The sequence below is a fragment of the Paenibacillus sp. VTT E-133291 genome, from assembly GCF_002264395.1.
GTDB lineage: Bacteria > Bacillota > Bacilli > Paenibacillales > Paenibacillaceae > Paenibacillus_AQ > Paenibacillus_AQ nitricinens.
In genome coordinates this window covers 14,556-35,437 of sequence record NZ_NFVA01000072.1, presented here as the reverse complement: position 1 = coordinate 35,437, position 20,882 = coordinate 14,556, and the positions used below count along the sequence as shown (strand labels likewise).

Annotated in this window: 18 protein-coding genes; 7 read left to right on the top strand and 11 right to left on the bottom strand. The window is 45.9% G+C overall.

Translation table 11 applies throughout. The features are described 5' to 3' along the window. Positions 1-226 precede the first annotated feature (226 nt). Positions 227-910 carry a hypothetical protein gene (locus CA598_RS23575; RefSeq protein ID WP_094878088.1) on the bottom strand — a complete coding sequence of 228 codons (684 nt, stop codon included), beginning with the start codon at positions 908-910 and terminating at the stop codon, positions 227-229. Between the two features lie 679 nt (positions 911-1,589). Between CA598_RS23575 and CA598_RS23570 the strand changes: the two genes are divergently transcribed. From CA598_RS23570 to CA598_RS23550, 5 genes are all read left to right on the top strand, one after another. Then, positions 1,590-1,847, top strand: coding sequence for a hypothetical protein (locus CA598_RS23570; protein ID WP_094873768.1), 258 nt, complete (start codon positions 1,590-1,592; stop codon positions 1,845-1,847). 489 nt (positions 1,848-2,336) lie between these two features. Further along, complete coding sequence (locus CA598_RS23565) at positions 2,337-2,996, top strand: response regulator transcription factor (protein WP_094878087.1); 660 nt, start codon at positions 2,337-2,339, stop codon at positions 2,994-2,996. 2 nt (positions 2,997-2,998) lie between these two features. After that, positions 2,999-4,402 carry a sensor histidine kinase gene (locus CA598_RS23560; RefSeq protein ID WP_094878086.1) on the top strand — a complete coding sequence of 468 codons (1,404 nt, stop codon included), beginning with the start codon at positions 2,999-3,001 and terminating at the stop codon, positions 4,400-4,402. Between the two features lie 57 nt (positions 4,403-4,459). Further along, positions 4,460-5,542 (top strand): AI-2E family transporter, encoded by a 1,083-nt coding sequence (locus CA598_RS23555; protein WP_094878085.1) that lies wholly within the window; start codon positions 4,460-4,462, stop codon positions 5,540-5,542. Between the two features lie 272 nt (positions 5,543-5,814). Continuing rightward, the gene (locus CA598_RS23550) at positions 5,815-7,203 is read left to right on the top strand and encodes a cryptochrome/photolyase family protein (RefSeq protein WP_094878084.1); all 1,389 of its coding nucleotides are present in this window, start codon (positions 5,815-5,817) and stop codon (positions 7,201-7,203) included. Here the strand turns inward: CA598_RS23550 and CA598_RS23545 are convergent. Further along, positions 7,198-8,208 (bottom strand): phosphotransferase, encoded by a 1,011-nt coding sequence (locus tag CA598_RS23545; RefSeq protein WP_094878083.1) that lies wholly within the window; start codon positions 8,206-8,208, stop codon positions 7,198-7,200. The genes CA598_RS23550 and CA598_RS23545 overlap by 6 nt on opposite strands. A gap of 335 nt (positions 8,209-8,543) precedes the next feature. Here CA598_RS23545 and CA598_RS23540 point away from each other — a divergent pair, with 335 nt between their 5' ends. After that, positions 8,544-10,820: a preprotein translocase subunit SecA gene (locus tag CA598_RS23540; protein WP_094878082.1), complete on the top strand. Its 2,277-nt coding sequence runs from the start codon at positions 8,544-8,546 to the stop codon at positions 10,818-10,820. A 23-nt stretch (positions 10,821-10,843) separates the two neighbouring features. On the opposite strand, the gene CA598_RS23535 is transcribed toward CA598_RS23540, so the two are convergent. From CA598_RS23535 to CA598_RS23500, 8 genes are all read right to left on the bottom strand, one after another. Beyond that, positions 10,844-11,029, bottom strand: coding sequence for a hypothetical protein (locus CA598_RS23535; protein WP_094873778.1), 186 nt, complete (start codon positions 11,027-11,029; stop codon positions 10,844-10,846). A gap of 58 nt (positions 11,030-11,087) precedes the next feature. After that, on the bottom strand, positions 11,088-12,347 hold the full coding sequence (locus CA598_RS23530; protein ID WP_094878081.1) for an MFS transporter: 1,260 nt from the start codon (positions 12,345-12,347) through the stop codon (positions 11,088-11,090). A 233-nt stretch (positions 12,348-12,580) separates the two neighbouring features. Next, a complete protein-coding gene (locus CA598_RS23525; RefSeq protein WP_094878080.1) occupies positions 12,581-13,345 on the bottom strand; it encodes an ABC transporter permease in 765 nt (254 codons plus the stop codon). Next, positions 13,342-14,286 (bottom strand): ATP-binding cassette domain-containing protein, encoded by a 945-nt coding sequence (locus tag CA598_RS23520; RefSeq protein ID WP_094873784.1) that lies wholly within the window; start codon positions 14,284-14,286, stop codon positions 13,342-13,344. Before CA598_RS23520 ends, CA598_RS23525 begins: the two co-directional genes overlap by 4 nt. Positions 14,287-14,297: 11 nt before the next feature. Continuing rightward, positions 14,298-14,651 (bottom strand): DUF1048 domain-containing protein, encoded by a 354-nt coding sequence (locus CA598_RS23515; RefSeq protein ID WP_082651129.1) that lies wholly within the window; start codon positions 14,649-14,651, stop codon positions 14,298-14,300. Next, positions 14,644-14,973: a PadR family transcriptional regulator gene (locus tag CA598_RS23510; RefSeq protein WP_042187640.1), complete on the bottom strand. Its 330-nt coding sequence runs from the start codon at positions 14,971-14,973 to the stop codon at positions 14,644-14,646. Before CA598_RS23510 ends, CA598_RS23515 begins: the two co-directional genes overlap by 8 nt. A gap of 236 nt (positions 14,974-15,209) precedes the next feature. Further along, the gene (locus CA598_RS23505) at positions 15,210-17,447 is read right to left on the bottom strand and encodes a M56 family metallopeptidase (protein WP_094878079.1); all 2,238 of its coding nucleotides are present in this window, start codon (positions 17,445-17,447) and stop codon (positions 15,210-15,212) included. Positions 17,448-17,452: 5 nt separating this feature from the next. Beyond that, a complete protein-coding gene (locus CA598_RS23500; protein ID WP_094873788.1) occupies positions 17,453-17,830 on the bottom strand; it encodes a BlaI/MecI/CopY family transcriptional regulator in 378 nt (125 codons plus the stop codon). Positions 17,831-18,045: 215 nt separating this feature from the next. On the opposite strand from CA598_RS23500, the gene CA598_RS23495 reads away from it, so the two are divergent. Next, entirely contained in the window at positions 18,046-19,536 is a 1,491-nt protein-coding gene (locus tag CA598_RS23495; RefSeq protein ID WP_094878078.1) for a 4-hydroxyphenylacetate 3-hydroxylase family protein, read from the top strand. Positions 19,537-19,699: 163 nt separating this feature from the next. Here the strand turns inward: CA598_RS23495 and CA598_RS23490 are convergent, their stop codons facing one another. After that, positions 19,700-20,863, bottom strand: coding sequence for an MFS transporter (locus tag CA598_RS23490; RefSeq protein WP_256990617.1), 1,164 nt, complete (start codon positions 20,861-20,863; stop codon positions 19,700-19,702). Between the last annotated feature and the right edge of the window lie 19 nt (positions 20,864-20,882).

The window sequence follows — 20,882 nt, the reverse complement described above, 5'->3', positions numbered from 1 at the left end:
CTGCTTTCTTTACGTTACCGGTGGCACATTGTGATCGGTTTTTCGCATACATTTAGCTCATTCAGCTTACCGGTGGCACATTGTGTTCGGTTTTTCGCATACATTTGGCTCGTTTACCTAACGTCGGCACATTGTGTTCGGTTTTTCGCATATATTTGACTCATTTACCTACCGTCGGCACATTGTATTCGATTTTTCATACACATTCTCACGACGGCTTTCATCTTTAAATCAAATCTGGACTTTGTAGCGTACCAATATATTCATAGTAAATGATCCGCTGAGATGAACCTCTTGCCACCGGGCGAAATTTACCCTTATCCACCAGCTGACGGCAGTATTTAATGATCGTCATCGTGTGCAGTTCCAGCTCTCTCACGGCATCAGCCGGGCGAAGGAAACGATGGTGCCGGATGGCTGCCCGCATAAGATCGCGCTCGATTCTGGAATAGGCTTTCTCAGCGGTTGGCTTCGCAGACTTTTCTGCTAACAAATAAGAAAAGAGAATATTCCGCAGCGCGGAGAGAATGAAGGATGGATTTTCTTTTAGCTCATCCAGCGAGATATAGAGCACCGTGCAGTCTTGAGACTGTAGAAAAAGCCCGCGGTTCAAGTCCATCCGGTATTTGCTACGATCCGTTCCATGTGAGCCATAGTCCATGATCTCAAATACAATACGCGAGGCTCCGATCTCCCACAAAATATCCACAAAATAGGATCTGCCGCGCCAGTCTTTAACTTCATATTCTGGATGTAATCCGTGAAAATGTCCGGCTAGAGGCCACCACACCCGCTCGACAAACAAGCGGTTTCCGTAACCATGACCGCGTTTAAGTGCATCGAGCCGCTCTCCCTTCCTTTGTTTGAGATGATTACATAACCATTCCTTATGCTCCCTCTCGAAACCCATTACCTATCCCCTCGCTCTGCAACGAAATATATTTCTAATCATAAAAAAACCCGCCTCTATTCCAAAAGGAAAGGAGACGGGGCATTCTTTGCCTCGTTTGGTTTTATCTATATATAGTGTGCCACATTATCATTAGAATGCACAATAGGAAATCGGCAGGATCATTCAAAACAAGGCTATAAAGAAGGTTTGAGAGGCGATCCAGAATCTGTGATCTATAAAATAAATAAGCCCAGTGAAAACCATATTTCCATTTAAATCAGCTCGTCGCACCCGTCTGTATTAGCGCTGGAGAAGGCTGTATATACAAATATACAATTCAACTGTATGAAATAAATTAGAGTGATTGGGTTTCGTATGGGGATTACGCTTGCTCTTGAGGAAGATTAGAGTTAAAAGCGTGTGCTTGATATCTGGTTAAACGATTATATGAAAGAGAAGCAACGGTCAGCATCCCGGAGCATCCGGCCGCACTTCTGCGAATCGGTCCGCTGAGGACTCCCGTTCCATTCTGAGTAGTGCTCACCCTATCTGATGACGGTTGGAACGCGTTGGGTTCGACCAGGATTTTCTGTATAATGGTAAACGTTACGTCGGATGTGATGCTAAACGCACGAACTGACAAGTAAACAAAGTCCATCCGGCGTTTGAAACCATGAACCGGAAAGGATGAAGTAAATTGAGTTATACGGAACTGCTGGAACGGAAGAGCGAAATCTTGAAGAAAACGGTCGAGAACTGGGTTTTGAAAGAAAATCGCGACGGACTGAACCTTCAAGAGGCTCATATTTACCAGAATATACTCAAGGAATTTCATCAGAACGAACATGAATTGAATGGGGTTCGAGACGAGGAAGCAGTTAAGCGTCAGGACAACGGGTCCACGGAAAAAGAAGACACTGTAACTACTCGCAAACATGAGGCGCAAACGGCTTGATCTCAAAAGACGCACGCGTAAGAATATGAAAGGCTGCCCGGGAAATTTGGGCGGCTTTTTACGTTCAATCCGTTTGCCTCCGGCCTCCGAAGCAAACGCTCTTAAATCCAGACGTTCCTATGATCCAGCAAACTGGGGATATCGCTTTATGACGTTGACCTTGTCTGTGCCAAGTAAACCATTAGCGTACAGAGCTAGCTCCTGCGTGTCACGACTGCGAATGTGCTGGCGGTGCTGGAGTTGGCCTATATACCTTACACTGGAATCTCTTAGATGGGTTTGAAATCAACAGTTTGTTAATTCTGTTAGGGTAACGGTTCGCAATGTATGGATTCATTTTTTCTTTTTTGACCACATACTATTCTATTCTGATAGTTGTCATCCCTGGATGAAACTACCAACCTTCTAGACAATTCTTCCTTTAGTTGTATATAGTGTATAACGGGAAGTAGCATTTAGTCAGCAAGGGATCAGGAGGAGAAATACGGAATGGCAAATATATTGGTAGTAGAAGATGAACGAGCGATCAGTGATTTAATTACAATGAATCTGAAGCTGGTAGGACATACATATAGCAAGGCTTACCGTGGACCGGAGGTTTTGGAAATTCTGGAGCGTGAGAAGACGGATTTGATTCTGCTGGACGTTATGCTTCCGGAGCTGGATGGTTTTGAAGTTATGCAGCGGATTGCACATTTTCAGATTCCAGTGATTTTGATCACCGCCAAAAATTCTTTAGCTGACCGCATCAAAGGCTTCGAGCTGGGCGCGGATGATTATATCATCAAACCCTTTGAAATCCTTGAGCTGCTGGCAAGAATCAATGTCGTGCTGCGCAGGGGGGAAAAAGGCACATCCAGCTTCATTTGCGATGACGTTGAGGTGCGTTATCTGGAACGGCAGGTTTTGGTGGATCAGACGCCAGTTGATTTGACCGTTAGGGAATTCGAGCTGCTTGAGGTATTAATCCGCAACCGGAACATTGCATTGTCGAGGGAAAAGCTGCTGGAATTAGCCTGGGGCTATGATTTTGAAGGCGACACCCGCACCGTGGATGTCCACATCCGGCAGCTACGCAAAAAACTGGGCTGGGAAGAACGGATCAAAACCATTTTCAAACTAGGCTATCGCCTAGAAGTTCAGAGTTAATCATGAGATTCTGGCATAAAATTCTACTGTCGGTGCTCCCCCTCTTCGTCATCACCCTGGATGTAAGTGTGATTATGGTGATGAAGAAAAGCTGGCAGCTCAACATAGATAGTGAGACGCAGAGAGCCTCCAGTGAACAATTGTTGATCGTCAACAATATCTATGAGAACCTTAGTTCTATTCAGGCACGGGGTAACCCATTGACTCCCATTCTCCTGGCCAGCGTCTCCCAATCCTATGGTGATTACTACCGTAAGCAGGGAATTTATTTGCAGCTCTGGGAGAACGGCTTGATGATTTATCCTCCCCAAAATGAAAACATCATGGAGCAAAGCTCGGGAAATAGCGGCGAGCCTGAAGCCTTAGGCGCCCGGTCTATTCAGCTCTCCACACCGCTTCCTGTTCCTTACCAGCATATGCGGCTTGTCTATCAGCGTGATATCAGCGAGCTCTTCGCCAAACAACAGGAGCTGAACCGCTTTTTTGTAATGATTAACTTGATTGCGGGTCCAATTCTGCTGCTACTGTTGTATCTGCTGATCCGGCAGCTAAGTAAGCCGCTGAATCTCCTGTCCGAGACCAGCAAAACGATCGCCGAAGGCGACTATACGAAACGGGTGCAGCTGCGCAGTAGAGATGAATTTGGCGAACTGGCCCTGAACTTCAACCGGATGGCAGAGGCTGTGGAGCAGCGAGTCACCGAACTCTCGGAGATGGCTGAAGAGAAACAGCGGATGGTGGATAATTTAGCCCATGAATTGCGCACGCCTTTGACCAGTATGCAGGGGTTCGCCGAATTTCTGACCACGGCCAACATCGGCCAGGAAGAACAGCAAACGGCGGGCGGATATATTCTTAGCGAAACCCTCCGTCTCAAGAATTTGGCCTTCAAACTGCTGGATTTGTCTGTCCTCCGGCATCAGCCGCTGGCACTCCGGCAGGTGGACATTCCGGAACTGTTTCAAACAGTCCAACAGACGGAACGCCCAAAATTAGAGGATGCAGACATACAACTTCATGTCCACCAAAGGATCACTACTGTTTGGGGAGACGCAGATTTGCTGGCTTCTTGTTTAGTCAATCTAATTGAAAATGCGATTCATGCTTCCAAGCGGGGTAGCGAGATCCAAATGCTGGCCTATGAGCTGAATGGAGAAGCTGTGCTGGAAATCCGCGATACAGGAGCCGGACTCTCGGCAGAACAAACCAAACGTGTATTTGAACCGTTCTACCGGGGAGACCAGGCGCGTTCACGCGAGTACGGCGGAGCAGGCCTGGGATTGTCCTTATGCCGGCAAATTGCCGAAGCACATCAGGCCAGGTTAACATTAGACTCTGATCTTGGCATGGGGACTTGCGTGCGTATCTTTTTACAACTTCATAACAACTGCCCTCCTACTCTATAACATCTTTGGATTAAGGTTAGGTAGATTCATCATCCAATCCTAATGGAGGTTAAGTTAATGAACAACAAAAAGATTTCCACTACACTCACAGTGCTCTTGTTCTCTGGAAGCGTACTGGTGGTTAGCGCAATGATTGTCCCAGGATTTGTGAATACCAGCGTTGCCAAGAGCATTCCTGTCGTGCAGGACACGGGCAAGCAGATCTTGAGCAGCAGCAAGACGCCTGTATTAAAGGTAGAAGCAGAAAAAGTAAAAACTACGTTATCCGACCTGAACAAAGAGCTGCAGCAGTTGATGACTCAAGAAGAATTGCAGCAAATTTATGATTTTGCGGACAAGCCTGATAATGAGATCACCGAGAGCAGGCCGATGACCGAGGATGAAATGAACCGGAGGCTGATATTGCAAGACCAGTATTTGTATGACGGTCTCCGTCCCAAGCAGCCACTTCCGCTAAAGCCGGGACAAGCAGAGCATTATTGGGACTTGGACAAAAACAGGATCGTTTATCCGAATCGACCATTGACTGACGAGGAACTCTTAGAAACTACTGACTGGCACTACCGGATGGACTATGCCATGTCCAAACGGAACATTGTAACTCCGCTGGACTCCAAAGATTTGAGTCAGACCGATGCCGTCGCCCTTGCCACTACAAGTGTAAAGAAGCTATTTGGTGCTGACGTCTCCAAACTGGAAGTATACGCAAATTTAAATGAAATATTATTGTTTAATGGAAAATCATGGATGATTACATTCGCTCCTTATAAAGCGGACACCTTAAGAGCACAGGGTAAGGAATTCTGGCAATATACCGTAATCGTTGATTATCCTACCCGGACGGTAGTGGATACGACTGCCGCTAATTTCACTCTGAAAAGAACTCCGATCAGTGCTGAAGCTGCCAAGGCCATTGAAAAGGACGCAAGCTGGATTCACGAGGCTACAAAAATAGTAACAGACAAACAAGGAGAGACCCGAAAAATCACTATGGCATACCTGATAGATACCGACAAAAATAATAGTCGCGGTATGGTAGACGTCAAACTTTTACTCGAAGACGGTAGCAGCTATATTGCAGAGTTGCGCTACCCGGATAAGAGTCTTCGTTGCCTCCTCTATGAAGAAGCTGCCAAATAAGTTCATCCTAGCGGTTCATCTCGTAAAGGGGAATCCCATAGCCATTGGGGAAGAATAAACATAAAGAGTCTGCGTCTTGGCGCGGGCTTTTTGTGCTTAAGTTATGGTGTATATCATGGTTATAACACTTTCCAGAGTGAATGCAATGCCCATGATCCGAATCTCCTGACTCCAATTCTTCCAGTAGGGACAGTTCATCGCCAAAACTTTAAATCTATCGTATTATGGACAAGCGGTTTATTCTCTCAGATAACAGAAAGGAAATACTTTTAATGATTCTCTTCATTCACCGCAAAGATCTTCGGACTAGTGATCTTCCAGCCTTTGAGGCCATACGTTCTTCTGGCTCTCGCAGCCTTCATGTGTTGATTCTGGAACCCTTCCTGCTGCGCAAACAACGCTATCTTGAGCATAGCGGGGTAAACTTCCTGACGCAGGTCTCAAGACTTCAGCAGGAGTACGCCACTGAAGGCAAACAGCTACATATTCTTTATGGAGAGCCTGATATAATTGTCAAGAGGCTGAGCGAAGCTTACCCGATTCAGGAAATAATGATTCATGCAGATTACACCCCTTATGCATTACAAAGAGACATGAGCCTACGCGATACGTCGGTTTCTCTCCGCATCCGTTTCACAATTTATCATGAGAGCATGCTCTGCGATCTGGAAGATTTCATGGATTGGTGCGGGCGGCGGCAGCCCTTCAAGGTATTCACACCGTTCTACCGCCGCTGGCGCAACTACGTGGCAGAACGGTTTCGTCCGCCTTATTCTTCAACCTTGGCTGAGCTGTCAACGTCCGCGCTAGACGAGAGGATTGCCGAAGATTTCAAGATTCCAGAAGAGATTACACTTCAGTTTGAAGAATTAGCAACTTCAGGAAAGAAGATAGATGTACACGATACGATTGAGCAATTTATAGACCTGCATTTACGGGATTATCACGTGAGCCGTGACAGGTATGCACAGGAAGGCACCAGCCGAATCAGCCGGTATCTCAATACGGGTACCCTTTCAGCACGTACTGTGTATACTCGGCTGGCGGAAGAAGATACCGATGGGGAAGAATGGTTGCGACAGCTGGCCTGGCGGGATTTCTATCTGTATCAGGCCCGTCTGGATGCAGATTTCTTCCGTTATGAGAAGGTGTATGATTTGAGCATTCTTGGTACGAAATACTTTGAGGCCTGGTCTTTGGGAAGAACTGGCATTCCGATAATTGATGCTGCAATGATCCAACTGAACACAACCGGATGGATGCCGAACCGGCTGCGGATGATTACCGCAATGTTTCTTACCAAAAATCTGGGCTGTCCATTTATTTACGGGGAGCGTTACTTCCGGCTGAAGCTGAGCGATTATGATAATGTACTGAACCGTGGCGGCTGGCTGTGGAGCTCCTCGCTCGGATTCGATGCCTCCCCTTACTTCAGGGTCATGAATCCGGTAACCCAGTCTCAGACTCATGACCCGAGCGGAGATTATATACGCACCTGGCTGCCGGAGCTTGCGGATTTGTCCGATAAAGCTATCCACCTGCCTAGACCCAATGCTATCGTTGATCTTAAGCAGTCACGGGCGCTGGCGATTGAGGTGTATAAAGAAATCCTGAACAGCAAAGGAGCGGCGGTGCAACCTAATAGCGGAAGTGAGCTATAGCCTGCTTGCACTTCCCTGCTCTTCTTGCAATATCACTAGAATTTCTGCTGTTCCTGCAGACAGCTGGATTAAATATGCGGACAGCAGCTTTGTCTGCTCATGCAGTACCCGGGTTTCATCGGTACCCTCCAGATAACGGGTGACAAAATGAAGAAAGACATCGATTTTTCTCAGCAGCATCAGCACTGGAATGGCGCTGATTTCGGCTGGGGTGAGGCGGATACTGCGGCTGAAGCCCCGGCAGAAATCACGAATCATCTTCTTCTCCTCCACATGCCCAAGCAGCCCAGATAGAATAACTGCTGGCTCCATGACCCGCAAATCATAGGTACAGAACTCAAAATCAAGCAGCGAGGACACCTGCCCCGGGTCTTCTGAATGAACCAAGAGATTAGAGGCATTCAAGTCACCGTGCACTAGTTGGTGTGGCAGTCCCTCCAGTTCATTCAGCGAACCTGTAATATCTTCATAAGCTCTGGAGAGCATCAATAGCTCATCTCCCAGATCCTTAAAAGGTTCCGGCGGATTCAGGCACAGCTCCCGGATCACCTCCGGACTGCATAACGGATAAGACGTCCGCAATTCATAATATGGCCGGTACACCGGAGTAAGGCCGGGATCAATAACAGATAGAACTTCTGATAAAACTCCAGTCACCTCTCCAAAGGATTCTAGGTAGGAAACCTCTTCCTCCACAGGTGAATCACCATCGATATATCGGAACAAGCAGGCGAATTTGCCACTCTCCCTTAACTGAATCATAGTTTCACCGGTAGTCGTTAGAATGGGAAGAGGTACGTTGAAAGGCAAAGCTCGTGTTCCAAGCTGCTCCAGCACAGCATGCTCGAACTCAATCTTGTTTCTGTCCTTATGTGTATCATATATTCGAAGGACCGCGCGTTTCCCGTTATTTTCCACAAAATAAGTAGTGTTGTTCCAACCCCCGCTCCGCTTCTGTAGCGTTCCACTCCATTTTGGCCAAGCTTGACTTACTATAGTTTCCACAGCGTATGCCTCTCTCTCATAAGTCTATCAACTCATAGGCAATTGTAAAAGCAGCGTATGCCTGTGTCAAATCCCCTAAATCGGATTTAGGAGCCTGTATGCACCTCTTGTACTTTTCCGCTAGAGAATTGAAATCATCCACCTAATAACAACTTAAATAAGATGGCGATGAATGTTTAGAGTTTTAAATTTTACATTATGCTAGTCATGATTTGTCCAAATTGCATTTAATAGAATATTTTGGTAGATTGAATCCAAGGACATCTTAATCAACTGATCAGCGCAAATATTGTTCAAAACTAAGCGTATTTCTACCGAGGGGAGCTCAGATTTCTATGAATATAGCTGTCAAATTGATACAAAAATTCAAAGATCGCGATACCCAGAATAAGCTGAAAGTTTATCAGGACAAAGTGGAGCTCATCAGAAAACGGAATTTGGAAGAATGGGACGATGGGCAGCTTCAAGCGAAATCCCTCCGGTTACAAAAAAAAGCAAAATCAGGTACACCTTTGGATGAGCTGCTTATTGCTGCTTATGCGTTAGTTTGCGAGGTAGCGAAGAGAAAGCTTGGATTAAATCCTTACGACGTCCAGATCATGGCTGCCATCGCTCTGCACGAGAGATTCTTGATCGAGCAGCATACCGGTGAAGGAAAAACACTTTCTGCTGTTATGCCTGCATATCTAAATGCACTGACTGGCAAAGGTATTCATGTGCTGACTTTTAACGATTATTTAGCAAAGCGGGATGCGGAATGGATGGGCCCGATCTATCGTTTCCTCGGATTAACGGTACACTCGGTTCAAGCGGGCATGAGCCTGTCCGAGAAACAGGAAGCATACGCCAAGGATATAACCTATGTTACGGCCAAAGAAGCGGGATTCGATTACTTGCGTGATACCATTGCATTAAACGAAGCCGATACCGTACATCGTCCTTTCCACTATGTCATCGTCGACGAAGCGGATTCGCTGCTTCTCGACGAAGCACGGGTGCCCCTAGTCATCAGCGGCGATTCCCCCTCTTCCAGGAGCGATGGCTTTCGTTTCGCAGAAGTGGCTCGGCAGCTCAAACGAGATGAGCATTACGACTTCGACGAGTTCCAGCGGAACGTTTACTTAAATGAAACAGGCGCTGCGCAAGCGGAATCGCTGCTGGGATGCGGCAATTTGTACGATAGCCATAACAGCCACTTGCTGACTTCATTAAATTGTGCGCTGCATGTGGAATCATTATTAAAGAAAGACGTCGATTATATCGTCCGGGACGGAAAAATCGAGCTGATCGAAGAATATACCGGCCGAGTGGCGGAGAACCGGTATTTGCCGGACGGGCTGCAAGCCGCGCTTACGGCTAAAGAGGGGCTGTCCTCCACAGCCAGTGGACAAATTCTCGGGACGATCACCATTCAACACTTTATCAGCCTGTATCCGCAGATTTGCGGAATGACGGCTACCGCGCATGCTTCCGCAATGGAGTTCAAAGATATTTATGCGCTGGAGGTCGTACAAATCCCGCCGAACCGTTCAAACATCCGGATCGACCATCCGCACCGGATTTACAACCATAAAGAAGCCAAGCTTAAGGCACTCGTTCAAGATATTTCCTCGGTCCACAGGACGGGGCGTCCAATTCTCATTGGTACGTCAAGCGTCGAGGAGTCTGCCATACTGGCAGAGGCGCTAGCGGCTAATGGCGTACCTTGTCATGTTCTGAATGCGAAAAACGACGCGGAAGAAGCCGACATCATCGCCAAAGCAGGGGAAATCGGTGCCGTGACGGTGTCTACGAATATGGCGGGACGCGGCGTTGACATCCGGCTCGGTGGCGGCAACCCCATGCAAGCCGAAGCTGTCGCTAAGCTGGGCGGGTTGTACGTGATTGGCACCCATGTGAACGAAAGCGTACGGATCGATGACCAGTTGCGCGGACGTTCCGGCCGCCAAGGTGACCCTGGAGCTTCCGTTTTTTATGTAAGCTTGGAGGATGAGTTACTGCTTCGCTTTGGCATCCATAAAACGGATCGCGCTCTCAGGCAGGATGAGGCTCTTGACGAGACGGCGCTTAGCAGCAAGATCACCAGTACTCAGCGTATTGTTATGGGCCAAAACTTCGATATCTACAAGGAACTGAATTGTTATTCGGATATGGTGGAGGATCAGAGGCGAATTCTATACGCGGAGCGGCTCCGAATTTTGAAAGGTGAGCAGCCGTTGAGTCCAGCGGAGAAGCGGGTACAGCTTTTTTATATCGACGAATTCTGGGCTGACCATCTTGCATACGTTTCTTACCTTCGCGAAGGCATTCACTTGGAGAGCCTTGCCAGCCGCAATCCTATCGACGAATTTCATGCGCAAATCACTGAAGCCTACGAGCAAATTCCTTCTAAAATAAATATCGCGTCGGAAAATATGCTTGAAAAGCTTAGAGGTTCGAATGATCCGGCAGAGTGGGAAAAGTTCGGTCTGAAAAGCCCCGCTTCCACACGGACTTATATAATCAACGATCAATACCTACAGAATAAGCGAAACTCATGGACCGGAACGACCGTATTTGCTTATTGGCTTCGCACGGTTGCGAGGCCGATATTCAAGCTGTCAAAATATTGATGCAACAATGGGGCGGTTAGCCCCTACTCCTCTAGCTCATCCAGCTTCGCTTCCAATTCAGCCAGCTTGCTATTCGCTTGATCCAATATCTCCTGTTGTCCTGCGGTTTTTGCTCGTTTTATCTCTTTTTTGATGGCCACAATCTGCTGTTCCAAATAGAGAATTTCAGCTTCATTTTCTGCGTTGTTCCACATCTGTGAATAAGTCATTGTCGGTCTCCTTTTTATTTACACATGTTCGCCTTATTCTCGCAGGTACAGCGAATCCCTACTCCTGCTCTTGTGATGCTTCCTTTATTAACGGCATCCCGGCCTCAACCAAACGCTTGTTACGTATGAAAAAAATGGACAGTATTACAATAAACAATCCTGTTCCAATTAGGAGCCATTCAATCTCAATAACATCTGCAAGCGGACCGAATATCAGCATTCCAATGGGCATCATGGAAGTCGATATCATTCCGAACACTCCAAATATGCGCCCCATGTAATCCGGATCTACCTTTTCTTGTAGCATTACAGTCGTCGGCGTATTAAAGACGGGCATCGCAACCCCGAATACAGCCATCATAACCAAGTAGATCCAAAAAACAGGTACAATACCCAAAGCTAATGTACATACACCCATAATTAAGCTAGCGAAAGTCATTGTATATACTTTGTTTCGAAAGCCGCCCCATGAGGCAATAATAGCTCCGCCAGCCATCATACCGATAGAAAAAGCAATTTCAATGGCAGTTAAACGCCAATAATCATCTCCAAAGCTGCGTGTCACTTGTAGCGGTGTTAAAAATGCTGCCGGTGCCATCAATACGAAGAAAAAGGCAAAAAAAATGAAAAAAGTTTTGAGAAAGCTGTGGTTTTTAATATAACTTAAACCCTGTTTAAAATCGTCCAAATAGCTTGTCGTTTGTTTATCAGTCGCTTTTTTATGCAACGGTATTTTCAAAAAGAAAGATAATGTAAAGATCGCTATCGCCGCTGTGACAACATCGATAAAGAAAATAACCTCGATGGTTGCCATAGCAAGCAGTGACGCACTTACGATCGGTGCAACAAACATCATAAGCGCTTGAAGACTTCCATTGATCCCATTTACCTTCGTCAGCTTATCCTCTGGCACGATTTGAGGTAATATTGCCCCAACTGCAGGCGACTGAATTCCAGCTCCGAGTGCACGAACTGCAGCAATGGCGAACAACAACCATATTTCATCATAACCAAGCAAAAATGTAATGGCTAAAATCAGTGTGACAAAGGCGATCATGGCGTCTGCTATGATAATAAGATATTTCCGGTTGAAACGGTCCGCCCATACACCTGCAAAAGGTGATAATAAAAAGGTAGGAATGAATCCACAAATAATAAATAATGTCATCATCATACCTGATTTTGTCGTCAGCGTAACGTACCACATAATTGCATATTGAACTAACGCAGAACCGAATAACGACAATGTTTGGCTACTTAGAAAGATAATTATATCGCGTTTCCAATGTTTTTTGTTTTGTGCTTCGTTTGGTATCACTATAACTTACTCCCCCATTTTTTAAAAATATCATTCATTCCCCATTCGCTTATTGAAAATAATCACCAAATCCGGTACTACTAATTCTATGTACAAAAATTTTATATAAATCACATTTCAAGAATAGCACAGAAATATTCACCCCACCATTCAGCCAGCATCTTAAAATTAGCCTGTGTACACAAAGAGCCGGTATCCCCCTCTTTCGAGAAGCCACCGGCTCTTTTTTACGTCTATTTCATTCTCCGTTTATACACTCGCATTGCGGAAGCCCAGAAAAACGCAAGTATTGCTAAACTCCATAATACCGCCACAAGCGTAGTTTTATCTGCCGTTCCTCCGAGTAAAAGAGAACGAATGCTCTCAATAAGCGGTGTCATGGGCTGATATTCTGCGAATACGCGGATAGCCGAAGGCATGCTGTCAGTCGGCGCAAAGGCAGAACTAACGAATAAAAGTAACATCAAAATGTAAGAAAACACTCCGGCTCCTTCGAATGATTTAGCAAGCAAGCCGAAGGTGACGGCAATCCAAGTAAACGCAAGGATACTAAGCAGCAAAATACCAATGGCTAATATCCAACCGAGCACATCCGCTTTCGGCCGAAATCCCATTCCGAAGGCAACAAGGAAAATGGCGAGCAATGAAATGACGTTAAAAACTAATGAAGCAACCACATGACCGCCTAGAATAGAGGCTTTTGCGATCGGCATGGAGTGAAAACGCTCGAATATGCCTTTCGTGAGATCATTATTGATACGAAGAGAAGAATAAGCCACGCCACTAGCAATGCAAAAGAGCAATATTCCGGGCACAATATAATTGATATAACTTACATCACCAGTGTTCATCGCTCCGCCAAAGATGTAAACAAAGAGCAGCATGATCATGATCGGCATAGCGATTACGGTAATAATCGTGTCGATGCTACGTGTGGAATGGCGAATGACACGCCCACTCATGACGGCGGTATCGCCTAGAAAATGAATGAATTTCATCGGGAGTCCTCCTTTTTGCTAGTGACGATCGCGAGAAAAACATCCTCAAGCGAGGGCAGTTTCTGGGCAAACTCGGCAATTTCTATGTCAGCTTCCGCTGCTTTTGTTAGCAGGCGCATCATCTGTCTCGTACTTCCGTCTGTAATGACGGTGAGCGTGAGATTGTTCGAATCTGCCGTCGCGTTAAATTCCTTTAACAGATCTTGTGCTTGATTTAACATTGTTTCATTGTCGAATCGAAGCTCGATATGACCCTTAGGCAATCTATTTTTAAGCTCCGCGGGACTGCCGCTTGCCACGATATGACCTTCGTGTAAGATCGCGATTTGATCGGCTAGATGGTCAGCTTCCTCTAAATACTGCGTAGTTAGAAAAACAGTGACACCTGATCTCGCTAAATCCTTGATCATATCCCACATAGCAAGACGCGCTTGCGGGTCAAGTCCGGTGGTCGGCTCATCGAGAAAAATGACCGAAGGGTTACCCAATAAGCTCATAGCCAAATCCAAGCGCCGACACATCCCTCCGGAATACGTGGAGATTCGGCGATCGGCGGCATCGAGTAAGTCAAAACGACGCAATAACTCCTCGGCTTGTTTGTCAGGATCGGGCAAATGGCGGAGTTTGGCCATCATTCGCAGATTCTCGCGTCCGGTCAGGATATAGTCTGCTGTGACGCTTTGTCCTGTCAGGCTGATCTCCTTACGTACTTGCTCCGGTTGCTTAGTTACGTCGTCTCCATTAATCTTTGCGCTTCCGTTGTCGGGCTGGAGCAGGGTGGCAAGAATTTTGATCATCGTAGTTTTACCCGCACCGTTGGACCCTAGAAGAGCAAAAGTTGAACCCTTCTGAACGGTGAAGTCCACCCCACGCAACACATCCACGTTCTTATATGATTTTTTGAGGCCTATTACTTCAATCGCCCAATTGTTCGATGTCATCCTAATCCCCCCTATCTTCCAAGTTTTTTGTGAATGGACTCGTTCATTTTCGCTCGCATTTTCCCTGTCCAAGTCTGAGCGGAAACGTCCTCGAGCAGCCCGTCACAGAACGCCATTACGTCATTCCCTACGATCTCCAGAACATCTCGACCTTCAGCAGCTCCCATCTCAAACATGTCGAGCATTTCGGGGAACAGGTTGATGACACTAGAATCGTTTGATGAGAAGTTCAGCATGTAACGCGATGCGATATTGTAAACTTCTCGGTAATCATTTGGGAGCGCTTTTGAACGTTTTACGCACTCTTTGTAAGCCTTTTTTTGTTCACGTAAATCTTTAAATTTAGCGAGCATGTTCTTATACACGGCTATCCTCCTTCAATTGAGTAAGTCTTGACGAAACATATCCCCATTTCTCCCAAAACATGGACAGTTCCCGCCATCCCTCTTCATTTAGACTATAAAATTTCCTTGGTGGTCCTATTTCGGACGGTTTTTTCTCGATATCGACGAGTTTATTTTTTTCTAACCGTATCAAGATGGTGTAGACCGTTCCTTCAACAACATCTTCGAAACCGAGCGCATTTAGCGTTTTTACGATTTCATACCCATAGGTTTCTTTCCGGCTGATGATTTCAAGTACACAGCCTTCCAAAACTCCCTTCAGCATTTCTGTTAGGTTATCCATTAAAATCCTCCAATACTACTCTGTATTGCTTAGTACCACTATATAGTATCACCGAGTAGCCGAATTGTAAATAGGAGGAAAAGGGGATTGCTGAAAATATAAAATAAATACAACAGCAGTAGGGGCTGGATTTGGTGTGAGTGGAAAGCATTTGCTTTAAGTCAGTAACAATAAAGAAAGCCCGTGCTAGGCACGGGCTTTCTTTATTGTTAAGAGGTTCTTCGACATCGACATAACTATTTATACGGGTCAGCAATTTCTTCCCATTGACCGGTGAAGACATCCACTTTTATCGTGAACTCTCTGCCGCCTTGCCTAACATTACTGAACAAATAACCATCTCCAATAAAGCCGGAAATCCAATCCACATCTGTTGACTCGAAGCCTTCTGTATCAAATATTGGCTGAAGTAACCTATATAGCTCTTTCTGGTACTCCTTACCGTTAGATATGTCCCACAGATCTACCGCTTCTCGATTCACTAGGCTTCTCACTGGACTGCCAGAAGTTACATCATGAACTGTTCCAGTTAGCGGATTAATTTTATAGCTAAGGCCTTCCCCTTCGCCATTCGGTGGATCCATAAAATCAATCCTGTATTGATCGCCTTCTTTACCAAAGGCCCAGCCGCTAGCTGGAAGCTTTTTATCCAGCAAGGACTTAATATCCTGTTCACTGAGCGGAGGAGAAATAAACGAGCCATAGTACATCTGTGCGCTCTCAATGGTAAGTTCCTTGCCATAAATAACAATAACTTCAAGCGGAAACTCAGAGATGGATGCTGCTCCTGCCAACCGGGCTACAATACGATCTCCTTCCAACTCATACGAAACTACGGCGCCAAAACCAATCTTCTTGCCCCAAGCTCCCTCAGTGTGATCATACACTTTAGTCAAATGCTTTCCGTCTAGTTCAGCGGATACGTAGGTGTGGTTATTCCGGTGTGTAATAGAGGATTTCAGCCTCCGATTTAGCGCCTCGACCGGGTCCTCTACCACAAGCTCTTCCAGAGTGTCAGGCCGGAGCACATGAATCTCACTCATGGAGAGCCCTGTTCCCGTGCCGGTAGTAATACGAATGAAGATTTCTTTAATACCGTCCCCGTTAAGATCCGCTTCTTCAATGGAAGGAGGCCGCGTTTCATCTTCACCAGCATCCCATAAAAACGTTCTGTTAACTTCACCACGTACATCTACCGTGACTTCATGCAAAAGTGCATGCTCAGCCGTGGGCTTTGCAGTTATAGTAATTCCGTTCTTCTCCGCTAATAGGGTTCCTTTGGGATCGATCGCAGGTATATCTTTAACCTGAGAAGCTGACGGGATAACAACATTCTTCTCCGGGGCTGATGTAGAACTCAGCATTGCCCCAGTCAAGGTACAGCCACTTAAGACCATAATTACTGCTAACCCCAACACCGTGTTTTGTGCAGTGATTTTTTTATGCCTGGTGATCATGGTTATCCTTCTTTTCATTTCCTTCTTGCTGCTTGAAATGCAGGCTGCACCAGCCACTCGGATTGGACCGGTCAATGTTTCCAATAGTTTAAGAAGAGTCCGTGCGTAGTCTTTGTGGTGCTCCGATGCAATATGCTTTAAAGCCAGCGCATCACAGGCGACCTCTTGGTCCCGTTTCATTTGGCTAACGGCATACCAAAGCAACGGATTGAACCAATGCAGCGCCAGCAGCAGTGCTGTCAGCAGATTCAGCGAAATATCACGACGTTTCACATGCGCCAGCTCATGCAGAAATATATGACGTAGTTCGTTCGCCTCCAGCGTGTGCAGCATGGATGTCGGTAGCAGCAGCTTAGGGCGCATAACGCCAAGCAGTGTCGGCATGGCAATCTGCTTCGTCTCAACCAGCTTCACTGGGCGCCTTACCTTCATCTCTCGTTGGCACGTTTTGAACAACCGCAGGATATCTGTGGAACGAATCTCCGGTTCCCCTCGAACCCGTGCCGTGAATCGCAGCTGTTCACGAACCGACAGACTCATCATTACCACTGCTCCGCTAAGCCACACCAGAACCAGCAAATACATCGGCGTCCAACGTGCATTGGATATCTCAAATGGATCGTAGATTTCCGGAGTTATTGGTGTCATTCTCTCCGTTTTCTCGGCTTGCTGTGAAGTTCCTGTTCCTGTTTTTTCAGCGACCGTGGACGAATCTACCGCTTGAATGTCCATCGAAGACACAGACAAATCACCTACAATCGGCTGCGCAGAACGAATATTGAAAGTCTGAACTGATTCTGTCTCCAGCGGCAACAAATTAAAAATGCTGAACGTACTTTCCGGGGTCCAAGGGACGGCTAATCTCACGATCAGCGGCATCCACAGAAGATACGTCCAGGTCGGTTTCAATCGATTCTTGAACAAGAAACGCGTTGCCAGGATCAGCAAAGACAGCACGCTCGCCATAGCGGATAGTGACAATATCTTAACCAACAGATTGTATGCAGCTTCCAGCAAGCGACTCAGTCCTTTCGCTCATCCAAAATTCTCTTCAATTCTTCAATATCTTCTCGGGACAGCTTCTCATCCTGTAAAAAGTTGACTAACATCGGGCGCAGCGTTCCACCGTAGATCCGCTTCAGAAAAGATTGTGTTTCGTATTGGACGCATTCCTCTTCCCGCACCAGTGGGTAATAAGAATACACCCTTCCTGTCTGGTTGTAACCGATAGCCCCTTTCTCCGTCAGACGCTTAATCAGCGTCCGCACCGTTTTTGGGTTCCAGTCCCGGCTGCCCTCAAGAGCTTCAACAATCTCTCCTGCCGTACGCGGGGCTCCAGTCCACAGCACCTTCATTACTTCCCACTCGGCATCCGAGATTTTTGGAATTTCCGTAGACATAATCCTATCCGCCTTTCTTTTCACCAAATGACTACACTTGTAATCCAATGTAAAAAATATACAAGTAAGTCTCATTTATGTCAACCTTAAAGTAACAATACGAATCACTAGTTAGGTTGGCCCCTTCTCTGACTCGGTGTATGGACAATGTACAAGAAGAATTATGATTACGTACATTAAAAATAATAATACAGCTCTTCAAAGAGGTGGAACATGTGCCTATTAAAAATGGTAATCAATACATCGAACGAATCGACCGGCAAAATATCAATATCTGGTACAAAGGAACGCGTATCGAAGGGCCCTTATCCAAACATCCTGCATTTCAAGGCCTCATACAAACACAAGCCGAAATGTACAACATGCAGTGTGACGAACGTTATTTAGCGCAGATGACCTACCCTTCGCCTGATACTGGAGAGCTTGTTGGTCTATCTTTTCTCCCGCCCAAAAGTGTTGAAGATTTAGAACGCCGAAGAAAAATGATTGAACTCTGGTCAAACAGACATCACGGTTTTTTAGGACGATCCCCAGATTATATGAATACGGCAATCATGTCTCTGTTTACTGCTGCCGATATCCTTGAGGACCTTCATCCAAAATATGCTGAGAACCTCAGGAAATACTATGCCTACTGCCGAGATCATGATATTACTTTATCCCATGCATTCATCCAGCCTCAAGCAAGTAAAATATCCGGTCAGGTTGATGCTACAGAGGATTCTATAGCTGCTAAAGTTGTAGAAATCAAGGATGAAGGAATGGTTGTAACCGGTGCTTTTATGATGGCAACACAAGGGGCAACATGTGATGAAATGCTAGTATTCCCTACGCCTTCCCCCTCCCTTGTGGATGATGATAATCCCTTCGCGTTTGCATTTGCAGTACCTAATGATCTGCCGGGGATCACTTTTTTTTGCCGCGAAAGCTATGCAGCCACTTCCACCTACGACCATCCATTAAGTTCAAGGTACGAAGAAATGGATACGCTTGTTATATTCGACCGTGTGCTTATCCCACATGATCGTATCTTTTATTACGGGGATGAGAATTACTGTTCCCGATTGTTCGGTGAGAGTCACTTTCATACCCATATTGGTCACCAAATCATCACCCGCTATATTGCTAAAACGGAGTTCTTTCTCGGTGTGCTAGAATCTTTGGCAGAAGAACAAAATGCTGTCCTTGAACCCTACACGATTGTACCGATTTCCAAAGTAATAATGTATCTAGAGACCTTCAAAGCGTTAAGGCTCGCTTCCGAAATCGGGGCAGCTCATGACAAATTTGGATATCTCGTACCTGATAAAGGCCCCCTCCTAGCTTCAACCATTCACTTTACAGAGTTTTATCTAAAGATGGTTGAAATGGTTCAAAATCTCAGCTCAAGCGGTCTTATTATGATCACCTCGGAATCGGACTTCAGTTCAAGTGCCGGTTCATACCTCTATCAGTATTTAAAGGGTAATGTCTCGGATGCTCGGTACCGAAATGCCTTATTCCGGGTCGCATGGGAACTGGGAGCTGGTGCATTCGGTGGCCGCCAAACCCAATTTGAGCGGTTATTTTTTGGAAATTCAGAAACAATGGCCTGGCGTATGTACAATAGCTATGATAATCACGGATACTTCCGTCAAATCATTCACGAATTTATTTCACCAGAAGACCCTCTCCCTAATTCAACAACAGATGTAGTTTCTAATTGAGCTTTTTGTTATTTTTTATGATGAATTAAACTTTTCGAATTGCTCCCACGGCCAGGTGACATGAAATACTATAGCCCTGGCTGGAGCGTTAAGACTTAGAAACCGCACCTAATTATAAGAGATCAGTGTTACAATTTTTCAGCACGAATACTCATCCCTTCAGTTACTCCTTTGTTAATGACCAAAAAAGAAGAGCCAGAGCACTCACAATTGCACCTAACAAACTCACTCCGTTCCAGCCAAAGTAAACATAGATACTGGTAGATGCGATCGACCCAGTGGCGCTGCCAATGGAATAGAAAATCATGTAACCGGCAGTAAGCCTGCTGCGTGCCTCAGGTTGCAAAGTAAGGATCATGCTCTGATTGGTGACATGTACGGCTTGTACTGCAAGATCAAGTAGGATAATACCTACGATTAATGCAAGAAGCGAATGCTGAACATAACTTATTGGCAACCATGATATGAGCAAAAGAATCAAGGCTACACCGGTAGTCTTCTGCCCTAAACCTCGATCAGCAAGGCGACCTGCTCGCGCTGCTGCTAACGCGCCTGCAACCCCTGCGAGACCAAACGCTCCAATCGCAGTATGTGAAAGAGAAAACGGCGGGGCGCTGAGAGGTAATACTAAAGACGTCCATAATATACTGAAAGCGGTAAAAATCATCATACCTAGTGCAGCACGGATTCTAAGAGTTCGTTCCTGAGCAAACAACGTGAACATTGAACGAATCAACTGTAGGTAAGATAATGATTTTCTTGTGTGCTCATAATGTGGCAGCACCCGAAACAATACACATGCCATAATTAGTGTTAATACCGCGGAAACAAGGTAGACAGAACGCCAACCTGCTAAATCCATTAATACGCCAGCGAAAGTTCGCGCCAGTAGAATACCAATTACGATTCCACTTGTCACAACACCAACGACACGCCCACGTTCGGCAGGAGCAGCCAAAGTTGCCGCGAACGCAACGAGCGTCTGTGTCACTACGGCAAGAAACCCAACCGCTGCTATACCTATGAATAACACTATACTGCTGGTGGCAGTACCAACGACAATTAAAGCCAATACGGATAGCAGCATCTGTCCAGCGATCAGCCAACGCCGATTTAATAAATCACCCAAAGGCACTAGTAACAACAGTCCAAGTGCATAAAAAATTTGAGTAATTGTAATAACAAGTCCAACGAATGAATGAGAAATACCAAACTCGTTCGAAATAGCGTCCAGTAAAGGTTGCGCATAATATATGTTAGCAACAACTATTCCGCAAGCGACGGAAAATAAAAGTGCCACACTACGAGATATTATTGATACAGGCACTGGTTCCGACGCTCTAAGC